A 24,752-nucleotide genomic window follows, 5' to 3' on the forward strand; every position below is an offset into this window, starting at 1 on the left:
TAAAAAGAGTACAACGTCTGTGCTCTTTTTTCATTTAAAAGAAGACTTGCTCGGATTTTAATTGCTTTTCTGCTCGTTTTCTGCCAAGCTTAAGGAGATAAAATTCAGCTAATAGCGGAATTAAAATACTTCAAAGAAAGAATTAAATAGGTGACGCATATGATCGAAGTTAAGACTTCTGAACTTAGTGATGGAGAATTTAATAGAGGTGTATTTGCAACTCGTGATATAAAAAAAGGTGAGTTGATACACGCAGCGCCAGTTATCTCTTATCCGAATGAACAGCATGAACACATTGAGAAAACATTACTTGCTGACTACGCATTTGAGTATGGGATTAATCATACGGCAATCCTTTTAGGATACGGTATGTTATTCAATCATTCATATACACCGAATGCGACGTATGATATTGTCTTTGAGAATCATACATTTAACTTCTATGCTTATAAAGATATAAAAGCAGGAGAAGAAATTTTAATCAATTATAATGGTGAAGTGGATAACGATGAACTGCTATGGTTTGATAAAGAAAAAGAAGAGAACGAAAAGTAATTTAAAATAAGTAATGAAAAAAGATGCTTTTACATAGGTAAAGGCATCTTTTTTATTGATGAAAATAAAGTAAAGATTACAAAAAAATACCACTTTATTTTCGTGTGGTATAGTAAGATACTGAAGGGTAGTGTTTTGAAAAAGTAATATATTTTACAAATTGTTGTCTTTCTGATGACATGTCAAGTTTAGTAGCCCATTTGGGTTGCTTTATTATGCAATATATATTTTAATATGAGTGGCACCTCTTATAAATTAAGAGGTTTATAGGTGTCTCGAATTGATTTTGGGTACACTGTATCCACCACTTTAGGTTCATTTCATGTACGTGGGGATATTATGGGCCCGTATAACGGGATAAAAAGAATATAGAAATAGAGGAATCGTAAAATGAATATGCAAGAGGTTTATGAATATTTAAGTACGGTATTGCCTGAAGGTCATGTGAAACAAGATGAAATGTTAAAGAATCATACGCATATTAAAGTTGGTGGAAAAGCAGATGTGTTCGTTGCACCGACAAATTATGATGAAATTCAAGAAGTTATTAAATATGCTAACAAATATAATATTCCAGTTACGTTTTTAGGAAACGGTTCGAATGTCATTATTAAAGACGGTGGAATTCGCGGGATTACAGTAAGTTTAATTCATATTACAGGTGTTACTGTAACAGGAACGACAATTGTAGCACAGTGCGGTGCAGCAATTATTGACGTATCACGTATTGCGTTAGACCATAACTTAACGGGTCTTGAGTTTGCTTGTGGTATTCCAGGTTCAGTTGGCGGAGCATTATATATGAATGCAGGTGCATACGGCGGTGAAATTTCGTATGTATTAACAGAAGCTGTTGTAATGACAGGTGATGGAGAGCTACGTACTTTGACGAAAGAAGCATTTGAATTTGGATATCGTAAGAGTGTATTTGCGAACAACCATTACATTATTCTTGAAGCAAGATTTGAACTTGAAGAAGGTGTATATGAAGAAATTAAAGCAAAAATGGATGATTTAACGTTTAAACGTGAGTCAAAACAACCTCTAGAATATCCTTCATGTGGTAGCGTATTTAAACGCCCACCAAATAACTTTGCTGGTAAATTGATTCAAGAATCAGGGCTACAAGGTAAGCGAATTGGTGGAGTGGAAGTTTCTTTAAAACACGCTGGATTTATGGTAAATGTTGATAACGGAACAGCACAAGATTACATCGATTTAATTCACTTCGTACAAAAAACAGTTGAAGAGAAATTTGGCGTGAAGTTAGAGCGTGAAGTAAGGATTATTGGAGAAGATAAAGAATAACATATACGTATAAAGCTGCGAATTATTTTAAAATAATATTTGGGTATTGTTGACAATTTGTTTTCAATTCAATATAATGGCTAATAATTTAACAAATAACATACGTTGAAAGAGCCCAGTAGCAGTTTGTCACTGTTAACGAGAGAGCTAGGGGATGCTGAAACCTAGCACAAACAAACTTGCGAATTACACTCTGGAGTATCTTAGGTAATGCTAAGCGGATTGGCAATCGATATTATTGCTAAGAGTGGTATGAGTAGCTATGCTATTTATACAAACTGGGTGGTAACACGGTGAATAATCGTCCCTATGTCATAGACATAGGGATTTTTTGTTTTTAAAAAAATAAAGGGGATGACAAAAGATGAATATCATTGATGAATTAGAATGGCGCGGTGCTGTTAATCAGCAGACTGACGAAGAAGGTTTACGTAAGCTAGTAGAAGAGAAAAAGATTTCGCTATACTGCGGGGTTGACCCGACTGGGGATAGTATGCATATCGGTCATTTGATTCCGTTTATGATGATGAAAAGATTTCAATTAGCCGGCCATCATCCAGTTATTTTAATTGGTGGAGCAACAGGAACAATTGGTGATCCGAGTGGACGTCAATCAGAACGTCAACTTCAAACGTTAGAAGTAGTTCAGCATAATGTGGATGCATTAACAGCGCAAATGAAAAAGCTATTTGATTTTGGTGGAAATAGCGAAGTGAAGATGGTAAATAACTACGACTGGACACATGAAATAAATATTATTGAGTTTTTACGTGATTACGGGAAAAACTTTAGCATTAATAGCATGTTAGCAAAAGACATCGTAGCAAGTCGTTTAGATACAGGAATTTCTTTCACAGAATTTACGTACCAAATTTTACAAGCGATGGACTTCCATCATTTATACACGAAAGAAGATGTTCAACTGCAAATTGGCGGTAGTGACCAATGGGGAAATATTACGAGTGGTTTAGATTTAATTCGTAAGTTAGAAGGGCATGAAGCAAAAGTATTTGGATTGACGATTCCGTTACTATTGAAATCAGATGGTACGAAGTTTGGTAAATCAGCAGGTGGTGCGGTTTGGCTTGATCCTGAAAAAACAACACCATTTGAATTTTACCAGTTCTGGGTGAATACAGATGACCGTGATGTCGTTAAATACTTGAAATACTTTACGTTCTTAACGAAAGAGCGCATCGATGAATTGGCAGTGAAGGTAGAAACAGAGCCTCATAAACGTGAAGCACAAAAAGTATTAGCGGAAGAAATGACGAAATTCGTTCATGGAGAAGAAGCATTGCTACAAGCTGTGAAAATTACAGCAGCGTTATTTAGCGGAGATATTAAATCGTTAACAGCTGATGAAATTGAGCAAGGCTTTAAAGAAATGCCAACATTCCAGTCTTCAAAAGAGACGAAAAACATCGTAGAATGGCTAGTTGATTTAGGAATTGAACCATCTAGACGACAAGCACGTGAAGATATTAATAACGGAGCTATTTCTATGAATGGCGAAAAAGTAACGGATGTAGGTACGGATGTTACGGTAGAAAATTCATTTGACGGACGATTCATTATTATTCGTAAAGGGAAGAAGAACTACAGCCTTGTGAAGTTAGGATAATGAAGAAGGTTTAAAAGTTATATCGGCGATTTTTTGAATATATCGACCGTAACTCGAATTATATCGGCGATTTTCGAAATATATTAGCGATTTTCTCGATATATCGATTTACCGACAAAAAGCGTCAATAAAGCTGTTCCGAACGGGACAGCTTTCATTATAAAAAAGTCAGTATATTTAGATAAATTTAAAGGGTATATAATTTTTTTGCCGAATAAATAAGTTAGAGAAAATTACGGATAAAAATAGCCCGAACCATGCTGGGCATGATTCGGGCTTATATTCAGATTAGTAAGCTAAGCTGAATAGACCTTTAATGTGTGATAAGTAACGAACGTTACTTGCTTCTTTCATTAATGATGCTGGTAAGCCTTTAAGTGGAGTATTGCTTGCTCCAATTGTAGCAACAGCATCTTTACGTCCTAGACTAGCAAGTGTTCCAGAGTTTACAGGTGCGAACTCTTCGAATGCTTTGCCTTCTAGTGCTGCGTATAAGTTGTATCCAATTAACTCACCCATTTGCCAAGCGATTTGTGCAGTTGGTGGGTATGGACGTCCGTCTGGAGCGAAGACAACAGCGCTGTCTCCAGCAACGAATACATTTTTGTGAGAAGTAGATTGTAGGTATGCATCAACTGTTGCACGACCACGGTTTACTTCAAGACCTGATTCACCGATTAGTGGGTTACCTTGAACGCCACCAGTCCAAACGAATGTGTTAGCAACAAGTTTTTGACCGTCTTTTAAGTCGATTTCGTTGCCAGCAACGTTTGTTACAGGAAGACCAGTTAAGAATGTAACGCCGCGTGCTTCTAGGCTAGTAGTTGCACGTTCGATTAAGTGGTCTGGTAATACTGGAAGGATTTTTGGACCTGCTTCAACAAGAAGAAGTTTCACTTCTTTTGGATTTACGCCGTGGCTTTTTGCAAGTTTAGGCATAATGTCAGCAAGCTCACCAACTAGCTCAACGCCAGTTAATCCGCCACCACCGATTACGATTGTAGCATCAGCTTCGTTTTTCGTTTTCGCGTATTCACGAATACGGTCTTCAACGTGTTTGTAGATTTTGTTTGCATCAGCAGCAGATTTTAATACCATGCTGTTTTCTTCTAGTCCTGGAATACCGAAGTAAGCAGTTTTACTTCCTAAAGCAACTACAAGTGCATCGTAAGATAAAGTAGTGCCACCAGCTAGTTTAATTTCTTTGCTATCAACTGAGAATGACTCAACTGTTGCGATTTTTAGATCGATATCTTTACCTTTGAAAAGCTTTGTAAGTGGCATTGCAACTGCTTGCTCAGACACGTTACCAGCTGCAAGGCGGTGTAGTTCAGTGATAATTTGGTGTGTTGGGTATTGGTTAATCACTGTAACTTGTGCTTCTGATTTGCTGTAATATTTACGTACGTTTAAAGCGGCAAGAAGACCGCCATAACCAGCGCCTAAGATGACAATTTGTTTTGACATAGTATGATATCCCCCGTCTTTACTAATTGTTGTTATAAGTTAACTTATTTATTGTTACGTTCTGCACTAATTTGAAGATATGCGTTCACAAAGCGGAACATTTTTTGTGCTTGTGGATCTTTTAGTAATTTTAAAAGACCGAATAGGCCGATAACTTCGTTGCTTTCGTCAGCACGATCTTTCGCTTCGATCGCAGTAGCAGCCATGCTTTTCACTGTATCTTTTACAGGTTCTACAAGCTCTGTGATTGCACCAACAGTGTCGCTTTTTAATACTTCATCAGTAGCAACAGTTTGAGCGAAGTCATAAGACTTAGTTAAAATGTTAACAAGCTCAGTTAATTTTGGAAGCTGTTCTACTAGTGTTGTTAATGATTCTTGTACCTCAGGTTTTAACAACTGATCAAGTACATCAAGTTGTCCTTGGCTAGCAGAAATTTGTACAGTTTCTTGTTCTGGCTTTGTTTGAGTCATAGTTTCTGGCATCTCCAATTCTCCTTTACGATAGCAATACTCTTATTTTTGATAGGTAAGATAGTAAACGTTTGCGAAACTTTATACAAAGTTTCACAAAACACAATAAAATGCCTTTAAATTTATGTCAGCAAGTAAGCTGAAATCATAAACCCAAAACCATAATGTCCTACCTATTATTTATGAACTGTCCGATACATGGCTTGTCCGCATAATGGAAAAGCTCCGTTACCGGAAAGTGTATATAATATATATCCTATATTATATACTATATACACCTATGTTAACATAAAAATGATTCCTAATTATTTGATATTACGTGTATAACGTAGTACTGCCAAGGCATGAAAGCGCATAAATTATTTTGTTAAGCTTAGAAATGTACGTATATACAAATAAAAAAAGGAAAAAATGGACAAATTTATGTTCATTTTTTCCTTTTTTTATTGTTCACCTTCTGTTATTAACATCGATGTCTTACCTTCTTTTTCAAGATGGCATTCGCCCCAAGAACAAAGAGAATCAAGAATGGATTCTAAAGACCAACCGTAATCAGTAAGAGAATATTCTACTTTTGGTGGGACTTGATTGTATACTTTTCTTTGAATAACGCCGTCGTCTTCTAATTCACGTAATTGCTGTGTTAACATTTTTTGTGTAATACCAGGCATTAAACGTTTTAGTTCACTCGTTCTCTTTGTACCTTTCGTTAAGTGACAAAGGATAACAACCTTCCATTTTCCGCCGATAACTTCTAAGGTCGCCTCTACAGGAATATTGTATTTCTTCATATAAAGCCCTCCTTTTGTGAGTAAAGTAAGCTAAGTCATACAAATGTTACTTTTTAGTACCTATAGCACTTTAAAGTACGTACTTTTTATCATGTTAAATATGTTTCATAATAGCACATGTAAGAGGCAAATGAGTAGTACGGTACTAAAAAGTGACTATGTTACTTTTTGGTGCCTATCGTACTTTAAAGTGCGTTCTTCAAAAAAAGAATGAAACCATTCATAATAGCATTTGTAGAGATTAAATATATTTTTAGAAGATAGAAGGGCCTTTTTATCGCACTATTATGATTGGATTTCTTGCAATAAGGAGGAATTCAATTGAGTTCATATACAGTACCATCTTCGGAAGTTCAGACGAATCGAAGAAGTATGTTTGCTTTATTAGCACTAGCAATTAGTGCGTTTGGGATTGGTACAACCGAATTTATTAGTGTCGGTTTATTACCATCCATTTCAAAAGATTTAAATGTTTCGGTTACAACAGCTGGTTTAACTGTTTCCCTATATGCATTAGGTGCGGCAGTAGGAGCTCCTGTTTTAACAGCGCTAACGGCTAGTATGTCGAGAAAGACATTATTAATGTGGATTATGGTTATTTTCATTATTGGTAATGGTATTGCGGCAGTAGCAACAAGCTTCACTATATTAATTATCGCAAGAATTGTATCTGCATTTGCACATGGTGTGTTTATGTCGATAGGATCTACAATTGCGGCCGCAATCGTCCCAGAGAATAAACGTGCTAGCGCCATTGCGATTATGTTTACTGGATTAACAGTTGCGACTATTACAGGTGTACCAATTGGAACGTTTATCGGTCAACAATTTGGCTGGAGAGCGTCATTTATGGCGATTGTCGTAATTGGAATTATTGCTTTTATCGCAAACAGCATACTAGTCCCATCTAATTTAAAAAATGGTGTACCTGTATCGTTTCGTGATCAATTCAAACTAATTAAAAATGGAAGACTATTACTTGTCTTCATTATTACTGCACTTGGATATGGCGGTACATTTGTAACATTTACGTATTTATCACCGCTATTACAAGAAGTAACAGGATTTGAAGCAAGTACGGTTACGATCATTTTATTAGTGTATGGAATTGCCATTGCGATAGGGAATATGGTCGGCGGAAAATTATCGAATCATAATCCGATTCGAGCGCTATTTTACATGTTCTTAATTCAAGCGATTATATTATTTGTTTTAACATTTACAGCGCCATTTAAAGTAGCTGGATTTATCACAATTATTTTCATGGGACTATTCGCATTTATGAATGTTCCGGGGCTACAAGTATATGTAGTTATATTGGCAGAGCGCTTTGTTCCAAGTGCGGTTGATGTTGCTTCAGCAATTAATATTGCCGCATTTAACGGAGGAATCGCTTTAGGTTCTTATATAGGTGGCCTTGTAACGAATTCGTTAGGATTAATCCATACTGCTTGGGTAGGTGGTCTTATGGTAGTAGCTGCTGTTATTTTAACAGCGTGGAGTATGACATTAGAAAAAAGAGATCGAGTGAAATAAAGGAGAGAAAATATAATGAAAAATTTACAAAGTACAACAACATTGCATAACGGTGTAGAAATGCCTTGGTTCGGCTTAGGTGTTTTTAAAGTAGAAGATGGACCGGAACTTGTAGAAGCTGTGAAATCTGCGATTAAAGCAGGATACCGTAGTATCGATACAGCTGCGATTTATGGAAATGAGAAAGCTGTGGGAGAAGGAATTCGCGCAGGTATAAAAGAAGCAGGCATTTCTCGTGAAGATTTATTCATTACTTCAAAAGTGTGGAATTCGGATCAAGGATATGAAACGACACTTGCTGCATATGAAGAAAGCTTAAAGAAATTAGAACTAGATTATTTAGATCTATATCTTGTTCACTGGCCTGTAGAAGGAAAGTATAAAGATACATGGAGAGCGCTAGAAACACTTTATAAAGAAAAGCGCGTACGTGCAATTGGTGTAAGTAACTTCCAAATCCATCATTTACAAGATGTAATGAAAGATGCAGAAATTAAACCAATGATTAACCAAGTAGAATACCACCCTCGTTTAACACAAAAAGAATTACAAGCTTTCTGTAAAGAACAAGGTATTCAAATGGAAGCATGGTCACCATTAATGCAAGGTCAATTATTAGATAACGAAACATTACAAGCAATTGCTGAGAAACACGGCAAAACAACAGCGCAAGTGATTTTACGTTGGGATCTTCAAAATGGAGTAATTACAATTCCAAAATCAACGAAAGAACACCGCATCATTGCAAATGCTGATGTATTTAACTTTGAATTAACGAAAGAAGATATGGAAAAAATCGATGCGTTAAATCAAAATCACCGCGTTGGTCCAGATCCTGATAACTTCGATTTCTAAGATTAGGGTAAGAAAGAAGAGTGCGTAAAAGCACTCTTTTTTGCATAAAAATAGTTTCTAAATAAATACTACTTAATATCAAGTTTGTTATAAGGGGCTGTAAACATGAATATAAAGCAATCGTTCAAACTTTTAGCTATGTTTTTAAGTATTTTATTTGTGTTATTCCCACTTCAAAAAGCATTTGCAGAAGTTATGGACCATACAAAGTATCAAATGGATTGGAGTTATAGTAAGTCTAAGAAGAAACCAATCCGAACAGAGCTTATTAAAACGGCAGATGGCAAAATTGCTTTTTGCTTAAATGTAGATTTAAAATCTCCAAGCGGTCAAGATTTACCGGAAATGGGGAAAGTGGATATTAACGTGTACCGCGTATTATTGAATGGATATCCACAAAAGAGCCCGCAAGAATTAGGTGTTTCTGATTGGAGAGAAGCTCATTATGCAACGCAGCTTGCAGTATGGAATGCGTTAAAACAAATCGATATTAATGATTTAGACTTCCGCAATAAAAATGTAGAAAAGGTAACGAAAGATATCGTTGCAAAAGCAAGTGCTAGTGAAGAGTTACAAGAAATTACAATGAGTGTAACTCCTACAGAAGAACAAGAAGCAGTATTAAAAAATGATTTCTTTGAAACAGGCTTATATACAGTAGAAACAAATGCAAAAAGCGGAACGTATAAAGTGCAAGCAACAGGTGCACCAGTGGGAGCGAAATTTGTAAATGAAAAAGGCGAATCAAAAACAGAATTTAATGTAGGGGAAAAGTTCCGCATTTTAATTCCGAAACAAACACCAGCTGGTGGATTTAGCTTTAAGGTAATCGGGAAATTAACGAAGCTACAAGGGATTGCACATAAAGGTACACCGACAATTCAAAATGCAGTCGTATTACTTGAGCGCAGTGAAGAAGAAACAAGTCCGGAGTTATCAGTGAGTTGGAAAAAAGGAAATGGTCATGATAATAATAAACCACATACTCCGAATGAACCACATAAACCGAATCAAAAGAGATAACGAAAAAGCATTGGCGTGTGCCAATGCTTTTTTTACGAACTGAAAATTATATCAGGAAAATTAAATGAAAGATAATAACACTATTTGTATAGCGTAAACTTCATTTTGGAATAATATAAATATAATAAAATTCTAACGTTACGATTAATAGATTGTATTCACAAAATTGTAACATTATTCTGATTGGAAAGGCTATCAAACAAAGTGTAAAGCGTGTAAAATTCAGTTGAAAAAACTACCTATAGATGGTCATATATGAAGAAAATGTAAGGTTCTGTTGTTATTTGCAACTTTAGATGTATAGATGACAATACTGAAATATATCTTTTACTATTCTCTTTTTATGTAGAGAGAACTCATCACAAATAGAGAGAAGTGAGGAGGATACAGTACATAAAAATTTTATAATGTAAGAAAGCGAATACATGGAGAGGAATGCGGTAGTAATTGATACAGGTGCGCGAGGTGTTAGTCTATTCATTAAATGTTTTTATGAAGATAATAGGATGCTTTATTAAATGAATATATAGGATGTTTTTTCTAAATAAAGGAACAGGGGACACAGATTATGTCGAAGAAAAAGACGAGTAGGGTATTAGTGGCTGGAATATGTATATCTACATTATTATCGCCAGTAGCTTTCGAAGCATCGAAAGGATATGCAGCACCTTTGGAAGAAAATAAAGGTGGGAAATTAGAAGAGGTTACAGAGAATAAATTTGAGCAGAGAGTATTTCAGTTGCCTGGTAAAGGTAGCGTGGATGAAGAAAATAAACGTTTAAGAGTTAGTTGGAAGCTTTCTGCGAATGAACCAACTGGAATTTATGCAGAGCCAAATGAAGAGATTACAATTGACATAAAAGGAACGCAGCCTATTCAAGCTTTCATAGGAACGAGATCTTATGATGAAAAGGACCCAGAAGAGTTTGATTTAAAACCAGGGAAAAATATTATTTCATCTCCAAGAGGCGGTATTTTATATTTTTACAATATGAATAATGAAGGAGAAGTAACAGCTTCAGTTACGAATGGTGGTAGTCATTTCCCTTTATTTATTTTAGGTAAGCATACGAAAAAAGATTGGGATGAAATGTTAAAAAAATATAAGGATCCTTATGCAGTGGAATTAAAAGGTGAGAGAAGTTTAATTACTGCTAGTCCGAGCTCTATACAAAAGTTTATGAAAAAAACAAACCCGATAGAGTTAATGGAATTGCATGATAAGATTATTCGAATAGAAAATGCAGTAGCAGGATTATCTGAGGACGGTGTTGGGGTTGCAAAATCTCCAATTCATTATGCTCAGTTTGTTGAGAAGCGGAAGCCTGCTGAAGGTGACTTTATGTTCGCGAAAAATTATCATACAGGATATATCCCGACGGCAATGAATAGAGTTTTAGATATAGAGGTGCTTGAAAAGGATGGCTGGGGACCATGGCATGAAGTTGGACATTTACATCAGCAAGAACCTTGGAAGTGGTCTAAAGTAAGGGAAGTTACAGTGAATATTTACTCATTAGCTGTTCAAAAGGCGTTAGGGAATCAATTAGAAATGGATGAGCACTATAAAAACTCATTTGAGTATTTAGAGAAACCTAAAGCAGAAAGATTCATTGATGACATTAATCCTCTTACAATGTTTTGGCAATTAAATGTCGTTTATGGAGAACATTTTTATCCTAGATTACATCAAGCCTATCGTTTGTTACCTCAGAGTGAAATGCCTCATTCTGATGAAGAGAAAAAGCAGCTATTTATTTATATGACATCGCAAGTGGCAGGGCAAAATTTAATTCCTTTCTTTGAGGAATGGGGATTAACACCAAATGATGATATTAGAGAGAAAATAGAAAAATTAAATTTACCTAAATTAGAAAAGGAAATCTGGAAAGCTACAGATAGTAATGATATTCGTGAGAAGCAAGTTGAACCGTATAAGGTTCCGTATGGTGAACCTGCTAATGAGGTGAAAAACCTTGTAGTTGGTACAGAGTCTGATGAGAATGAAGCAAGTAAACTTGTTCAAAATTTAGGGGAGAATGTAAAAGTAACAGGTAAGATTACATGGTCTAAATTAGAGGATGGAAAACAGGAAGTATTAGTAGAAATTGAGGATGAGAAGGGAAATAAAAATTCAATTCCTGTCCAAGTCAATGGGATTTATGGTGATAGTATCATTTTTCAAGGACTTTCAAATGATGTAATGTCGACAGTGACGCTTCGACACAATGAAAAAAAATTAAATGTAAACTTTACTAATAATAAAATACATTACCGTTTCGAGAAAGAAGAATATATGGGCTTAGCGATATATGATCGGAATGGAATTGAAAAGAAACGTGTATCAGCAGAAGGACAAGAAACTGGAAAAAGATTTGCGATGGACCTAAATGAATTGGCTTTTGAATATGGTGATGTAGTAAAAGTATTTCATGCAGAACCGGATCGTCTGAAGTGGTACCAAAATAACACACTTGTAGATCAAGGGAAGGCTAAAAATAAAAAAGAAAAATTCTTTAAGATTACTCCACAAGGCTTTGAATTAAAAGGTAGTTTACAAGAAATAACGGCTAAACCACAACAAGTAGTAGTAGGAACAGACGTTGAGAAGTTAAATCCAAAAGCTTTTGTTGAAGTAAAAGACGGTGAAGTAGTAGGTTTTGTAGGGAAACCAGACACAACAAAGATTGGTGAACAAACAGTAGAGGTAGAAACGAAAGATATGTTTGGAAATAAGCAAGTAACAGAAGTACCGTTAGAAGTAACATATGGAGATAGTATTGCATATGTAGGATATAACAATGAAATCGCGTCAGTGGTAACATTAAAGCATGAAGAGAAGAAATTACATGCGACTGATATGGATGAACAAATTCATGAATACTTTGATAAAGAACAATACATGGGAATCACGTTATATGATCAAAACGGAAAGGAGAAAAAGCATGTAACAGCAGAAGGACAAGAAACTTCAAAGAACTTTGCAGAGCAAGTGAATGGACTGCAGTTTGAGTATGGAGATGTAGTGAAAGTATTCCATGCAGAACCAGACCGCTTAAAATGGTATCAAAATAATAACTTTGCTGGCCAAGGTGAGAAAAAAGGGGCAAAAGAACTATTCTTCAAAGTAACAGCAAAAGGTTTTGAGAGAATCGAGACGCAACAAGAAGTAAAAGCCGTTCCACAAAAAGTAGTAATCGGAACAGATAGCGAAACGTTAGACGCGAAGAAGTTTGTTGAAGTGAATGATGGAGAAGTAGTAGGTTTTGTAGGGAAACCAGATACAACAACAATTGGTAAGCAAACAGTAAGAGTAGAAACGAAAGATCGTTTTGGAAATAAAAAGGTGACAGAAGTTCCTATGGAAGTAACATACGGAGATAGCGTAGTGTATCAAGGTGTATCTAATATAACCCGTTCAATCGTTACGCTAAATCATGGAGAAAAGAAATTACATGCAACATTTACAGATGAGACAATCCATTATCGATTTGTAAATGAGCAGTATATAGGTCTTACGCTTTATGATTCAAATGGTAAAGAGAAAAAGCATGTAACAGCAGAAGGACAGGAAACTTCGAGGAAGTTTGCTGAACAAGTAAACGGAGCAATGTTTGAGTACGGTGATGTGTTGAAAGTGTATCATGCGGAGTCAGATCGGTTGAATTGGTATAATAAGAATGAGCTAGTTGGAAAAGGGAATGCGAAGAAGTTTAAAGAAATTTCCTTCAAGATTACTCCGAATGGTTTAGAACAAGTACAATAATAGAAAAAGCTCGTAAAACATAACGTTTTACGAGCTTTTTTATTATTCAGCTTCAGATACTACTGTGAAGCGTTCGTTTACATGTTTTGGATTTTCGATTTCATCAAGTGCCGCAACTGCGAAGTCTTCGTAACTTACGTAGCTATCACCTTTTGAGTTAACAAGAAGATTATCTTTTCCAGCTGTGTAAGAACCAGTGCGTTTTCCTAATGCAAATAGTGCAGAAGGGCTGATGAATGTCCAAGTAATATCGTTAGTTTGTTGCAAGATTTCTAAGTTTTTACCTTGGTTTTGAGCTGTTGCAAGGTATTCACCTGGGAAACCTGGCGTCTCAAATACACGTGTTGTTTTCTCTTCGTCTACAAATAAGCTTCCAGCGCCGCCGACTACAAGTAATTTTGTGTTAGGTGCACCTTTCATCGCTTCAATAAGTACGTTTCCTGCATCTACGTGAAGGTGTTCTTCGCCTGCTGGAGCGCCAAATGCATTTACAACTACGTCGAATGCTTGTAAGTCATTAGATGTAAGAGCGAATACGTCTTTCTCTAAAACCTTTACGTTTTCTTCTGTAATTTTTGCAGCGTTTCTTACGATTGCAGTTACTTCATGTCCGCGATCCAATGCTTCTTTTAAAATACGACTTCCTGCTTTACCAGTTGCTCCGATAATTCCGATTTTCATAATAAATCCCTCCAAAGTGTTTTGTTAAAGTGTATATCTGAAAGTGAATGAATGTGTTGTAATTAAGTTTGTTACAACTTGTTGTAATCATTATAGTTACATGTTGGTATTTTTGTCAATAGTGTTGTTTGTGAATTTATTTTTTGTTTTAGTATGCACAGTTAGAGGGAGGGTAGTCATAACGAGATTGTTACTGCGAGCTTGGCTAATATTTGGAAATTGCAAATTGTCGAAAAATGTTGATTTTTGAATGTTTTTTAAATATAATTCGTTTTATGGAGAAAAGGAGGGGTTAATTGTATGAATATTTTAGAACAATTTATTTCATCAACAAATACAATTCTTTGGTCATATATTCTTATTGCGATGTTAATTGGTTTAGGTCTTTATTTTTCTATTAAATTGAAATTCGTACAAATTACTCATTTAGGGGAAATGATTCGATTAATGAGTGATGGATTAACTGGAAAGACGCGTAAAAAAGGTAGTGTATCTTCTTTCCAAGCGTTTTGTATGAGTTCAGCAGCTCGTATTGGTATCGGTAACTTAGCTGGTGTAGCGTTAGCTATTTCTATGGGAGGACCTGGCGCAGTATTTTGGATGTGGGTGATTGCGATTATCGGAGCGTCTTCAAGTTTTGTAGAAAGTACGCTTGCCCAAATTTATAAAGTAAAAGATGGTAGTGGCTTCCGTGGTGGTCCTGCTTATTATATGGAAAAAGGTTTAAATAAACGTTGGATGGGAATTTGGTTTTCTATTCTTATTACAGTTAGTTACGGTTTAATTTTCAACTCAGTACAAGCAAATACAGTTACATTAGCGTTTAAAAATGCATTTGGTTTAGAACGTTATATTGTTGGTATTGTATTAGCTGTATTAGTTGCAGTTATTATTTTTGGTGGTGTAAAAAGTATCGCACGTATGTCGGAAATGATTGTTCCGCCAATGGCGCTTATTTATATTGCGGTAGCTATTTTCGTTGTCATTAAAAACTTCTATTTAATACCAGATGTGTTTACAGAAATCTTTAAAGGTGCATTCGGCTTAGATTCAGCTGTAGGTGGCGGTATCGGTGCTGCGATGAAATATGGTATTCAGCGCGGATTATTTGCGAACGAAGCAGGTATGGGTAGTGCGCCGAACGCGGCAGCAACAGCTGATGTAACGCATCCAGCAAAACAAGGTTTTATTCAAACAATTGGCGTATTAGTAGATACATTCTTAGTATGTACATCAACAGCATTTATCGTACTATGTTCTGGTGCATATAAAGCAACGAATTTAGAAGGTATTGAACTAACACAAAATGCATTAAGTTCACAAATTGGCCCATGGGCAAGTAGCTTCTTAGCGATTATTATTTTCTTATTTGCGTTTAGTTCACTTTTAGGAAACTACTATTATGGTGAAACAAATATTGAATTCATTAAACAAAGTAAAACTTGGTTAACAATTTACCGTATTGCGGTAGTGGGAATGGTATTATTCGGTTCTGTTGCGACGCTTCAAGTTGTATGGAATATGGCAGACTTATTTATGGGTCTAATGGTAATCACAAACTTAATTGCGATTACACTTCTTGGCCGATTTGCGTATGCGGCATTGGCAGACTATGTAAGGCAAAAGAAACAAGGAAAAGATCCAGTCTTCCGTGCAGATTCTATTCCTGGTTTAACGAATACAGAGTGTTGGGATAAGTCAGCGGTAACTGATAAAGAAAAAGCAGTGTAAATGAAAAGGCGAGCATCGAGTTGAATTCGATGCTCGCCTTTTTTGTTGTAGTAAAGGATGAAAAGGGTGAGGGTGAATTATTAATATAATTTTGTTTGTTCATTTCTCATATTATTTGTAGGGAACGTACTGTCTTAAAGGTATGGCTGGTCACATAGGATGAGTGATTTAGTATTGGATAAATGCGCGTACTAGTTATAATTTTGCGTAAAAAAACACATGTGTTAAGTAAGTTAACTTACTCGTGTTAGAAAACCTAACATAAAGTTCTTGATTACTAAGAGTTTTTAGAATATAATTTTCTTATTGTTAGGAAGAGGGGGCAATGCAATTATGGATTTTTTAGCTAAGGTAATTGGGGATATAAATAATGTCCTTTGGTCATATATCATTATTGCGATGTTAATTGGGTTAGGACTTTACTTTTCATTTCGTGTGAAATTTGTCCAAGTTCGTTACTTCGGTGAAATGATTCGATTGCTTGGGGATGGGGCGAGTTCGAAAACGAGGAAAGCACAAAAAGAGAAGAGTGGTGTATCATCATTCCAGGCTTTTTGTATGAGTACAGCTTCTCGTGTAGGTACTGGTAACTTAGCTGGTGTAGCTATTGCAATTTCAGCAGGTGGTCCAGGAGCAGTATTTTGGATGTGGTTAATCGCGGTAATTGGGGGTGCTTCTGCATTTGTCGAGAGCACATTAGCGCAAATTTATAAAGTGAAAGATGGGAATACGTTCCGTGGTGGTCCAGCGTATTATATGGAAAAGGGTTTAAATAAGCGCTGGCTTGGAGCTATTTTCTCTGTATTAATAACAGTAAGTTTCGGATTAATTTTTAACGCTGTACAATCTAATACTGTAGCAGCTGCTTTTGATGGGGCATTCAAAACAGATAGTAGATTAGTAGGTCTTGTAATGGCTGGTTTACTTGCAGTTATTATTTTTGGCGGAGTAAAGCGAATTGCACGCGCGGTTGAAATGATTGTTCCAGTGATGGCGATTATTTATGTAGCAGTAGCATTATTCGTTGTTGTAACAAACATTACGGCAATTCCGTATGTATTTAAAGAAATTTTCTTACATGCTTTCGGAATTAAGGAAGTAGTAGGCGGAGGATTAGGTGCTGCGATTTTATTAGGGGTAAAACGCGGATTATTCTCAAATGAAGCAGGTATGGGTAGTGCGCCGAACGCAGCAGCGACTGCAAACGTAACGCACCCAGTTAAACAAGGTTTCATTCAAACTTTAGGGGTATTTACAGATACATTATTAATTTGTAGTTGTACAGCATTTATCATTCTTTTATCAGATGTGCATAATGCAGCTGATTTAAATGGTATTCAATTAACGCAGCAAGCATTAAGTCAACATATCGGTCCATGGGCTTCTATATTTGTAGCAGTTGCAATCTTCTTGTTTGCATTTAGTTCATTAGTAGGTAACTATTACTATGGTGAAACGAATATTGAATTCTTAAATGGAAGTAAAGTGTTATTAACAGCGTACCGCATTGCTGTACTTGGTATGGTTATGTTAGGGTCTGTAGCAACAATTCAAATCGTTTGGGATTTAGCAGATCTATTCATGGGTATTATGGCTGTTATTAACTTAGTTGCAATCGTATTCCTTTCTAAGTATGCTTTTGCAGCATTATCAGATTACGTAAAGCAAAAGAAACAAGGAAAAGATCCAGTCTTCTATGCAAATTCTATTCCAGGTCTGAAAAATACAGAGTGCTGGGAAGAGCAAGTAGCAGATAAAGAAAAAGCGGTATAATGGAATGGGCATCAAGTGAAACTTGATGCTCATTTTTTTGTTTTATTCAGTTATTTGTAGATAGTAAAAGACGAACATTAATAGATGTTTTATAATAAAATGTAATTTTTTAAAGAAAAGTGCGGATATGAGTTGTGATTTATGTTAGAATGGAAAATGCCTTTGAAACAAGAGGTTTTATGATTTTTCCTATCCGATTGAAGGTTTTAAAGGAGAAATGGAAAGTTCGGATTATTTCTCGTTTTGAGTGGTCAGACGTTCAACGTTAATGAAGAGTTAAATGGAGGATTTTATTAATGAAGTTTGTTATGTTTCTTGTAGGATTACTCGTTGTATTTGTACTCGGTTTTCTTATAAGTGCCGATCGAAAGAAGATTAAGTATAAACCAATCGCAATTATGCTTGTTATTCAGTTAGCGTTATCTTATTTCTTATTAAATACACAAGTTGGTTATATTTTAGTAAAAGGAATTTCAGATGGATTTGGCGCGCTTCTTGGATATGCGGAAGCTGGAATCGTTTTCGTATTTGGTGGCCTTGTTAATAAAGGAGAGGTTTCATTCTTCTTAACAGCGTTATTACCAATCGTATTCTTTGCCGTTTTAATCGGAATTCTGCAACACTTTAAAATTTTACCGATATTTATTCGTGCTATTGGTACTTTGTTAAGTAAAGTAAATGGTCTAGGAAAATTAGAATCATATAACGCAGTAGCAGCTGCCATTGTTGGGCAAGCGGAAGTATTTATTACAGTAAAAGATCAATTAAGTAAAATCCCAAAACACCGTTTATATACATTATGTGCATCTTCTATGTCGACAGTATCGATGTCAATCGTCGGTTCTTACATGAAAATGATCGAACCAAAATATGTAGTAACAGCACTTGTATTAAATTTATTTAGTGGTTTCATTATTATTCATATTATTAACCCGTACGATATTACAGAAGAAGAAGATACACTGAAATTAGAAAATAAGAAAAAACAGTCATTCTTTGAAATGCTGAGCGAGTACATTATGCTTGGTTTTACAATCGCGATTACAGTAGCAGCGATGTTACTTGGTTTCGTAGCATTAATTACAGCAATTAATAGCTTGTTTGATTCCATGTTCGGTATTACATTCCAAGCTATTTTGGGATATATTTTCTCACCATTAGCATTCGTAATGGGTATCCCGCAAGCAGAGATGGTAACAGCAGGACAAATTATGGCAACGAAATTAGTATCAAACGAATTTGTTGCGATGCTTGATCTTGGAAAAGTAGCGGGTGATTTATCAACTCGTACAGTTGGAATTCTTTCTGTGTTCCTTGTATCATTTGCGAACTTCTCATCTATCGGCATTATTGCAGGGGCAACGAAAGGTATCGATGAAAATCAATCAAATGTTGTATCATCATTCGGTCTACGCCTTGTGTACGGTGCGACATTAGTAAGTATTTTATCAGCGATTATCGTTGGTGTTATGTTATAAAAAAGATGGTCCTAGCTCATAGCTAGGGCTATTTTTTTATGGTAAATTTGCATAGAAAAACCAATTAATTAGGAATATATTAACATATAAAAATCTTTTTAAATTTATATTGCTTTTCAGTTAGATAACGCTTACAATTTGATTTGTAGGTGGTATCAATTTCAGACTTTCAAGTATGGTAGGAGAGAAGAGGCTACCTTTAATAAATTGCAATTTATGTAAACGCTTACTGATTTTAGATAACAGTTGAATAGTATTTAGGGGTTTTAAATTTTTTTAACATCAATGGTCAGACGTCATTCGTTATACGACCAATAACTCGTGGGAGAAGTGGAGGATTCACATATGAAAATAGTAATGTTTCTAGTCGGTTTACTTGTAGTATTTGTACTAGGTTTCCTTATCAGTTCAGATCGTAAGAAAATTAAATATAAACCAATTGCACTTATGCTTGTCATTCAATTGGTACTTGCATATTTCTTACTAAATACAAAGGTCGGATTTGTATTAGTAAAAGGGATTGCAGATGGGTTTGGCGCTATTTTAAAATTTGCGGAAGCAGGGGTTAATTTCGTATTTGGTGGTCTAGCAAATGATGGACAAGCACCATTCTTCTTAACAGTATTATTACCAATTATTTTCTTAGCAGTATTAATTGGGATCTTACAACATATTAAAATTTTACCGATTATCATTCGTGCAGTCGGTTTCCTATTAAGTAAAGTGAACGGTTTAGGAAAACTAGAATCATATAATGCAGTAGCAGCTGCGATTGTTGGTCAAGGGGAAGTATTCATTACAGTAAAAGATCAATTAAGCAAATTACCGAAAAATCGTTTATACACACTTTGTGCATCTTCCATGTCAACAGTATCGATGTCAATCGTCGGTTCTTACATGAAAATGATTGATCCAAAATATGTAGTAACAGCACTTGTATTAAACTTATTTAGTGGATTCATTATCGTTCATATTATTAATCCATATGACGTGAAAGAAGAAGACGACATTTTAGAATTACAAGAAGATAAAAAGCAAACATTCTTTGAAATGTTAGGCGAATATATTATGCTTGGTTTCTCTATCGCTGTAACAGTAGCGGCGATGTTAATTGGTTTCGTAGCATTAATTACAGCAATTAATGGTGTGTTCGATTCAATTTTCGGAATCACATTCCAAAGCATTTTAGGATACATTTTCTCACCATTAGCATTCGTAATGGGTATCCCAACATCAGAGATGCTAACAGCAGGACAAATTATGGCAACAAAATTAGTAACGAACGAATTCGTTGCAATGCTTGACCTTGGTAAAGTAGCTGGTGATTTATCAGCTCGTACAGTAGGTATTTTATCTATCTTCCTTGTATCATTTGCGAACTTCTCATCTATCGGGATTATCGCAGGTGCAACGAAGAGTATCGATGGCAAACAAGCAAACGTTGTATCATCATTCGGCTTAAAACTTGTATACGGTGCAACATTAGTAAGTATATTATCAGCGGTTATCGTTGGGGTTATGCTTTAAGAATAAGAAAAGCAATGAGCGTATGGGCTCATTGCTTTTTTTCGTTTAGCTTGCTTTATCTAAGTTTCTTTTAAAACGTGGTTTCTCCAAATAAGTTCCAAGCCTCCATATATATTCAATAGGCCCCATTCGATATTTCCGTAGCCAATATGTGCTAGCAAATAATTGAATTGTATAGATTCCAATCGTTAAAAGAATACCGAAGAAATAGCCGATTTTACCGAATAAGCCAAAGCCGTATGCGTAAAAAATTGTTGTTGTGATAATAGACTGGGCCAAATAATTACTAACCGACATTTTTCCCATATTGGCCATGTATGTTAGTAGACGGGTTGCTTTTTTGTAATGGAATAATAAAATAATTGTGCTTCCGTAAAAGAAGGTCATGGTTACTGATGTAAGGCCATCTTGTAACATAATTAAAATTGGATGCTTTACGAACATGGCTAAGATTTTAATTGTAAAAGAGAAAATACCAGTGATAAGCCAAATCTTTTTGATAGAAGGTATGTGTTTATCAATCTCAAATAGCCAGCCCTTTTTTCCTACATACATTCCGAGTAAGAAAAGTGGGGACATAAAAATTATTGCGAAAATTGATATGAAAACTAGTCCGAAGAAACCGTTAATCCCAATATAATCGAAAGGACTTTCAGTTAACCTAAAGTTGACATGATCCATATAGCTTCCAGTTTCATGAACTTTATGCTCTTTTTCAATATAAGGAGCAAAATCATTAATATTTGTATTTGGATCAGTTTGATAAGACATAAGTGTAATGAGTGCGAGTAGAATAGTTGCCCAAATCAATAATGTTTTTGGTTTTCTATTTATAAACATCATTAAGAAAATCCCGATAAGTCCGTATGCAAATAAAATATCTCCGGACCAAATAAAGGTACCGTGAATGAAACCTAGTAGTAAAAGAATGCTAATACGTCTTATATATGTGGGGAAAAACTTTTTTCCTTTTGCGATAATACTTTTTTGTAACAAAATAATGCTAAGCCCAAATAAAAAAGAGAATAGGGAAATGAAATTTTGTGTGCCGAAAAATTGAATAAACCAATTAGCACTTTCATCGAGTTTTCCGAAAATATAAGTGGGTTTTTCATTAGCGAATAACCCGAATTGAATTAATGTTATATTAACAAGTAAAATGCCAAATAAAGCGAAACCACGAATTGCATCAACAGCTTCTACACGTTGATTCATTTTTTCTCTCCTCACATATTGTTTTATCCAGCATTAACGAGCAGTAAGACTCCCACCTCAAAATTTGCCGGGGGCAAAGAGATTAGGTGGGAGATCAACTGCCTGTAAAGACCCGATTAGTTCAACTAATAATCCGTGGTGGATGAACGCCCCCCACGGACCAAAGTTTCACTTTATATTGAAAATAATACCATTTTTTAACTAGTTCTATGTCAAATGCTAGGAATTTTAAGGTGATTTTAAGATAGAAAGCAAATAAAAAAATCACCTTAATCCATTCATTAAGGTGATTGAAATACTACTCAGCTGGAGGCGTAAATGTACGTTTCTCTAATTCAGCATCTAGCATAAATAATGCGTTTGAATCGCTTGTAATACGTTTTAATTTTTGGATGATGCTATCGAATGAAGCTTCTTCTTCTACTTGCTCATCGACGAACCATTTTAAGAATGTAATTGTTGCGTGTTCACGCTCATCCCAAGCGATATCAGATAAGTTGTAAATACGTTTCGTTACTTCACGCTCATGCTCAAGTGCCACTTCAAAAGCATTCAGTACAGATTCATATTCGTTATTCGGATTATCAAATCCAGTAATAATAGCGCGCTCACCGCGGTCATTAATATAGTTGTAAAGCTTCATCGCGTGGAAACGCTCTTCTTCAGCTTGTACAAGGAAAAAGTTAGCGAATCCATCGTAGCTTTCGGCTGTACAGTAAGCAGCCATTGCCATATAAGCGTGGGCAGAGTAAAACTCAAAGTTCATTTGATCGTTTAGTGCGTCGTGCAATTTTTTAGATAACATAAAATCCCCCTTAGTATTGTGACAAGAATATTATACCATAATTGATAATATTCTCATTTGGATGTCTCGAACCTTTTCGAAAGCTTTGTGACGTGTGCGTCCATAATGTCTTGTAAGTCTAAATCATATTTTTGCGAAAGAATAATAAGGTTAGATAGTACATCACCAAGTTCTTCTTTTAGTTCTTGTTTTAGCTCTTCTTCTGTTTTCGCATCTTCATCAGGACGATCACGACCGATTTCAATTGCGCGAACAACGCGTGAAACTTCCCCAACTTCCTCTGTTAAGAAATTTAAGCGAATAAAAGCATTATACTGTGACCAGCTTCGTTTTTCGTAAAATTCCTCCACCCATCTTTGAAATGCGACGATATCCATTTCTTTCTCATCCCCTCAATATGTTGTACAATGTTCATTGTATCATAACAATATATGGTTTTGGGGTGTAAGGATGAGAAAGATTTGTGTGTTTGCAGGTTCCAACTTAGGGGAGAGACCAGAGTTCAAAGAGCAGGCAATAGCGTTAGGAAAAATGTTTGTTGAGAACGAGTATGAGCTTGTATACGGTGGTTCTTGCGTCGGATTAATGGGAGAAGTAGCAAACGAAGTTCTTCGCTTAGGTGGCTGTGTAACAGGTGTTATGCCGCGCGGTCTATTTCGAGGAGAAATCGTTCATACAGGGTTAACAGAATTAATTGAAGTAGAAACGATGCATGAACGTAAAGCGAAAATGGCAGAGCTTGCGGATGCTTTCATCGCACTGCCAGGCGGATATGGAACGTTTGAAGAGCTATTTGAAGCAGTATGTTGGTCACAAATTGGTATACATAATAAGCCAGTTGGTTTATTGAACATAAAAGATTTTTATGGACCAATTTTGCAAATGGTTGAACGCGCAGCGGAAGAAGGATTTATGAATCCATCGAATAAAGAGTTAATCGTTGCCGCTGAGACGGCAGATGCACTCATTCATAAGATACAAAATTACGAGCGTCCTGTTTTAGGAACGAAGTGGAAGCAGTTATCATAATACAATTGTATAGATATTTTTGGAAACACATGTCATTTTATCTTGAAAAGGCATGTGTTTTTAATTTGGTTAAATATGTTAATGTTAAGGTGTAATGTTTTGGGAAAAGGAGAAATAAATGGAGGAGTTCGTATTTTTAAGGCCGGTTTTTAAATGTATTTTAGCAGCATCTATTCTTGTTATGCTAATTATTTCAACACAGAAGAAAGAGCGAATTAATGAATTTTCGCTTTGGTTTATTTCGATATTGTGTATCGGTGTTTCTGCGATTACGTTGTTTATGATTGGGTTTATCGTTGATGAGTATAATTTAAGTGGAGATCCACAATCGTTTTGTATGTTTATTGCGATTGGTTGTATTAGCGGTTTGAATTTTATTATTTATTATAGACGGCAATAAAAGAAGGCATTCCGTATTACTTTGGAATGCCTTTATCATTTTGATTACTTTGTTTTTTATACAAGTACCAGCCACCCCAGCCGCCACCAATTGCTAAGACAATGAGGAAAGCATAGTCTTTAACCTCGATACGTATATTGAAAATATTAGCTATAAGTAAGACAATCCCAACTGTTATTAACGCAAAAAATGCTCTAATTAAGTAGTCTTTCAACTGAACCACTCCCGCCATTTAAGTAGTAAATGATGAATATGGAAAAGCTTTTTTGGATCTATTTTACTAAAGGGTGTTACCTATATTTTAGCATAAAAGAGATTGTAATATATTGATGAAAGTGGGGGATGGGGAGGTGCTCATATTGTCGTGATTTGTCGGTAAGTCGATATAATTGAAAAATCGCTGATATATTGGTTGGAATCGCCGATATAATTGAAAAATCGCTGATATATTGGATGAAATCGCTGATATAAATTTCATGTACCAACAAAAACGACCATTCCATAGAAAAAAGCGACTCTGAACGAGCCGCTTCCGCTTTTTGTATTATCCAGCTCCAGCGGCTAGAACAGTCGGTTGTTTCACTCCTTCATTCGAGGCAAAAAGCGCCTCGTAATCAGGAGTTCCAACACCCTCCTGTTCTGAACGAGCCGCTTCCGCTTTTTGTATTATCCAGCTCCAGCGGCTAGAACAGTCGGTTGTTTCACTCCTTCATTC

At 35.6% G+C, this 24,752-nt stretch carries 21 protein-coding genes and 1 other annotated feature; of the genes, 13 read left to right on the top strand and 8 right to left on the bottom strand.

Features of this window, described 5'->3' with window-relative positions; translation table 11 throughout:
* The first annotated feature begins 159 nt into the window (after positions 1-159).
* The 3 genes from FH036_RS21020 (at position 160) to tyrS (ending at position 3,487) form a co-directional block, all read left to right on the top strand.
* The gene (locus tag FH036_RS21020; protein ID WP_000573649.1) at positions 160-555 is read left to right on the top strand and encodes an SET domain-containing protein; all 396 of its coding nucleotides are present in this window, start codon (positions 160-162) and stop codon (positions 553-555) included.
* Positions 556-945: 390 nt separating this feature from the next.
* Positions 946-1,863 carry a UDP-N-acetylmuramate dehydrogenase gene (gene murB / locus FH036_RS21025; protein WP_001057090.1) on the top strand — a complete coding sequence of 306 codons (918 nt, stop codon included), beginning with the start codon at positions 946-948 and terminating at the stop codon, positions 1,861-1,863.
* A gap of 96 nt (positions 1,864-1,959) precedes the next feature.
* Positions 1,960-2,175, top strand: a binding site (T-box leader).
* Between the two features lie 52 nt (positions 2,176-2,227).
* Positions 2,228-3,487 carry a tyrosine--tRNA ligase gene (gene tyrS / locus FH036_RS21030; RefSeq protein WP_001021109.1) on the top strand — a complete coding sequence of 420 codons (1,260 nt, stop codon included), beginning with the start codon at positions 2,228-2,230 and terminating at the stop codon, positions 3,485-3,487.
* Positions 3,488-3,775: 288 nt separating this feature from the next.
* Here tyrS and FH036_RS21035 read toward each other — a convergent pair whose 3' ends face one another.
* The 3 genes from FH036_RS21035 to FH036_RS21045 all read right to left on the bottom strand — a co-directional run bounded on the left by FH036_RS21035 (position 3,776) and on the right by FH036_RS21045 (position 6,218).
* Positions 3,776-4,954 carry an NAD(P)/FAD-dependent oxidoreductase gene (locus FH036_RS21035; protein WP_000043204.1) on the bottom strand — a complete coding sequence of 393 codons (1,179 nt, stop codon included), beginning with the start codon at positions 4,952-4,954 and terminating at the stop codon, positions 3,776-3,778.
* Between the two features lie 44 nt (positions 4,955-4,998).
* The gene (locus tag FH036_RS21040; protein ID WP_001115309.1) at positions 4,999-5,439 is read right to left on the bottom strand and encodes a DUF1641 domain-containing protein; all 441 of its coding nucleotides are present in this window, start codon (positions 5,437-5,439) and stop codon (positions 4,999-5,001) included.
* A 431-nt stretch (positions 5,440-5,870) separates the two neighbouring features.
* Complete coding sequence (locus tag FH036_RS21045; protein WP_000760470.1) at positions 5,871-6,218, bottom strand: winged helix-turn-helix transcriptional regulator; 348 nt, start codon at positions 6,216-6,218, stop codon at positions 5,871-5,873.
* A gap of 372 nt (positions 6,219-6,590) precedes the next feature.
* Here FH036_RS21045 and FH036_RS21050 point away from each other — a divergent pair, with 372 nt between their 5' ends.
* From FH036_RS21050 to FH036_RS21065, 4 genes are all read left to right on the top strand, one after another.
* A complete protein-coding gene (locus FH036_RS21050; RefSeq protein ID WP_180358390.1) occupies positions 6,591-7,754 on the top strand; it encodes an MFS transporter in 1,164 nt (387 codons plus the stop codon).
* A gap of 15 nt (positions 7,755-7,769) precedes the next feature.
* Positions 7,770-8,609 (top strand): aldo/keto reductase, encoded by an 840-nt coding sequence (locus FH036_RS21055; RefSeq protein WP_044791157.1) that lies wholly within the window; start codon positions 7,770-7,772, stop codon positions 8,607-8,609.
* Between the two features lie 105 nt (positions 8,610-8,714).
* Positions 8,715-9,632 (top strand): thioester domain-containing protein, encoded by a 918-nt coding sequence (locus FH036_RS21060; protein WP_001022521.1) that lies wholly within the window; start codon positions 8,715-8,717, stop codon positions 9,630-9,632.
* A 568-nt stretch (positions 9,633-10,200) separates the two neighbouring features.
* Positions 10,201-13,398: a putative mucin/carbohydrate-binding domain-containing protein gene (locus FH036_RS21065; RefSeq protein WP_139896196.1), complete on the top strand. Its 3,198-nt coding sequence runs from the start codon at positions 10,201-10,203 to the stop codon at positions 13,396-13,398.
* Between the two features lie 42 nt (positions 13,399-13,440).
* Here the strand turns inward: FH036_RS21065 and FH036_RS21070 are convergent, their stop codons facing one another.
* On the bottom strand, positions 13,441-14,079 hold the full coding sequence (locus FH036_RS21070) for an NAD(P)-dependent oxidoreductase (protein WP_139896197.1): 639 nt from the start codon (positions 14,077-14,079) through the stop codon (positions 13,441-13,443).
* A gap of 300 nt (positions 14,080-14,379) precedes the next feature.
* On the opposite strand from FH036_RS21070, the gene FH036_RS21075 reads away from it, so the two are divergent.
* From FH036_RS21075 to FH036_RS21090, 4 genes are all read left to right on the top strand, one after another.
* Complete coding sequence (locus tag FH036_RS21075) at positions 14,380-15,810, top strand: alanine/glycine:cation symporter family protein (RefSeq protein ID WP_001022920.1); 1,431 nt, start codon at positions 14,380-14,382, stop codon at positions 15,808-15,810.
* 333 nt (positions 15,811-16,143) lie between these two features.
* Positions 16,144-17,583, top strand: a complete 1,440-nt coding sequence (locus FH036_RS21080; RefSeq protein WP_000346385.1) for an alanine/glycine:cation symporter family protein — start codon at positions 16,144-16,146, stop codon at positions 17,581-17,583.
* 296 nt (positions 17,584-17,879) lie between these two features.
* Entirely contained in the window at positions 17,880-19,061 is a 1,182-nt protein-coding gene (locus FH036_RS21085; RefSeq protein ID WP_000673853.1) for a NupC/NupG family nucleoside CNT transporter, read from the top strand.
* 345 nt (positions 19,062-19,406) lie between these two features.
* Positions 19,407-20,588 (top strand): NupC/NupG family nucleoside CNT transporter, encoded by a 1,182-nt coding sequence (locus FH036_RS21090; protein ID WP_000706846.1) that lies wholly within the window; start codon positions 19,407-19,409, stop codon positions 20,586-20,588.
* A gap of 45 nt (positions 20,589-20,633) precedes the next feature.
* Here the strand turns inward: FH036_RS21090 and FH036_RS21095 are convergent, their stop codons facing one another.
* From FH036_RS21095 to FH036_RS21105, 3 genes are all read right to left on the bottom strand, one after another.
* Complete coding sequence (locus FH036_RS21095; RefSeq protein WP_001076341.1) at positions 20,634-21,803, bottom strand: DUF418 domain-containing protein; 1,170 nt, start codon at positions 21,801-21,803, stop codon at positions 20,634-20,636.
* A 298-nt stretch (positions 21,804-22,101) separates the two neighbouring features.
* The gene (locus FH036_RS21100) at positions 22,102-22,608 is read right to left on the bottom strand and encodes a ferritin (protein WP_000949392.1); all 507 of its coding nucleotides are present in this window, start codon (positions 22,606-22,608) and stop codon (positions 22,102-22,104) included.
* A 53-nt stretch (positions 22,609-22,661) separates the two neighbouring features.
* Entirely contained in the window at positions 22,662-22,985 is a 324-nt protein-coding gene (locus tag FH036_RS21105) for a MazG nucleotide pyrophosphohydrolase domain-containing protein (protein ID WP_000355748.1), read from the bottom strand.
* Between the two features lie 73 nt (positions 22,986-23,058).
* On the opposite strand from FH036_RS21105, the gene FH036_RS21110 reads away from it, so the two are divergent.
* Both FH036_RS21110 and FH036_RS21115 read left to right on the top strand, forming a co-directional pair.
* Positions 23,059-23,637, top strand: a complete 579-nt coding sequence (locus FH036_RS21110) for an LOG family protein (protein ID WP_139896198.1) — start codon at positions 23,059-23,061, stop codon at positions 23,635-23,637.
* Positions 23,638-23,755: 118 nt separating this feature from the next.
* The gene (locus tag FH036_RS21115) at positions 23,756-24,037 is read left to right on the top strand and encodes a hypothetical protein (protein ID WP_000390888.1); all 282 of its coding nucleotides are present in this window, start codon (positions 23,756-23,758) and stop codon (positions 24,035-24,037) included.
* A 16-nt stretch (positions 24,038-24,053) separates the two neighbouring features.
* Here the strand turns inward: FH036_RS21115 and FH036_RS21120 are convergent, their stop codons facing one another.
* Positions 24,054-24,251 carry a hypothetical protein gene (locus FH036_RS21120; RefSeq protein WP_000656318.1) on the bottom strand — a complete coding sequence of 66 codons (198 nt, stop codon included), beginning with the start codon at positions 24,249-24,251 and terminating at the stop codon, positions 24,054-24,056.
* Between the last annotated feature and the right edge of the window lie 501 nt (positions 24,252-24,752).

Origin of the sequence: Bacillus sp. CD3-5 (assembly GCF_006349665.1) — a bacterium.
Classification (GTDB): domain Bacteria; phylum Bacillota; class Bacilli; order Bacillales; family Bacillaceae_G; genus Bacillus_A; species Bacillus_A paranthracis.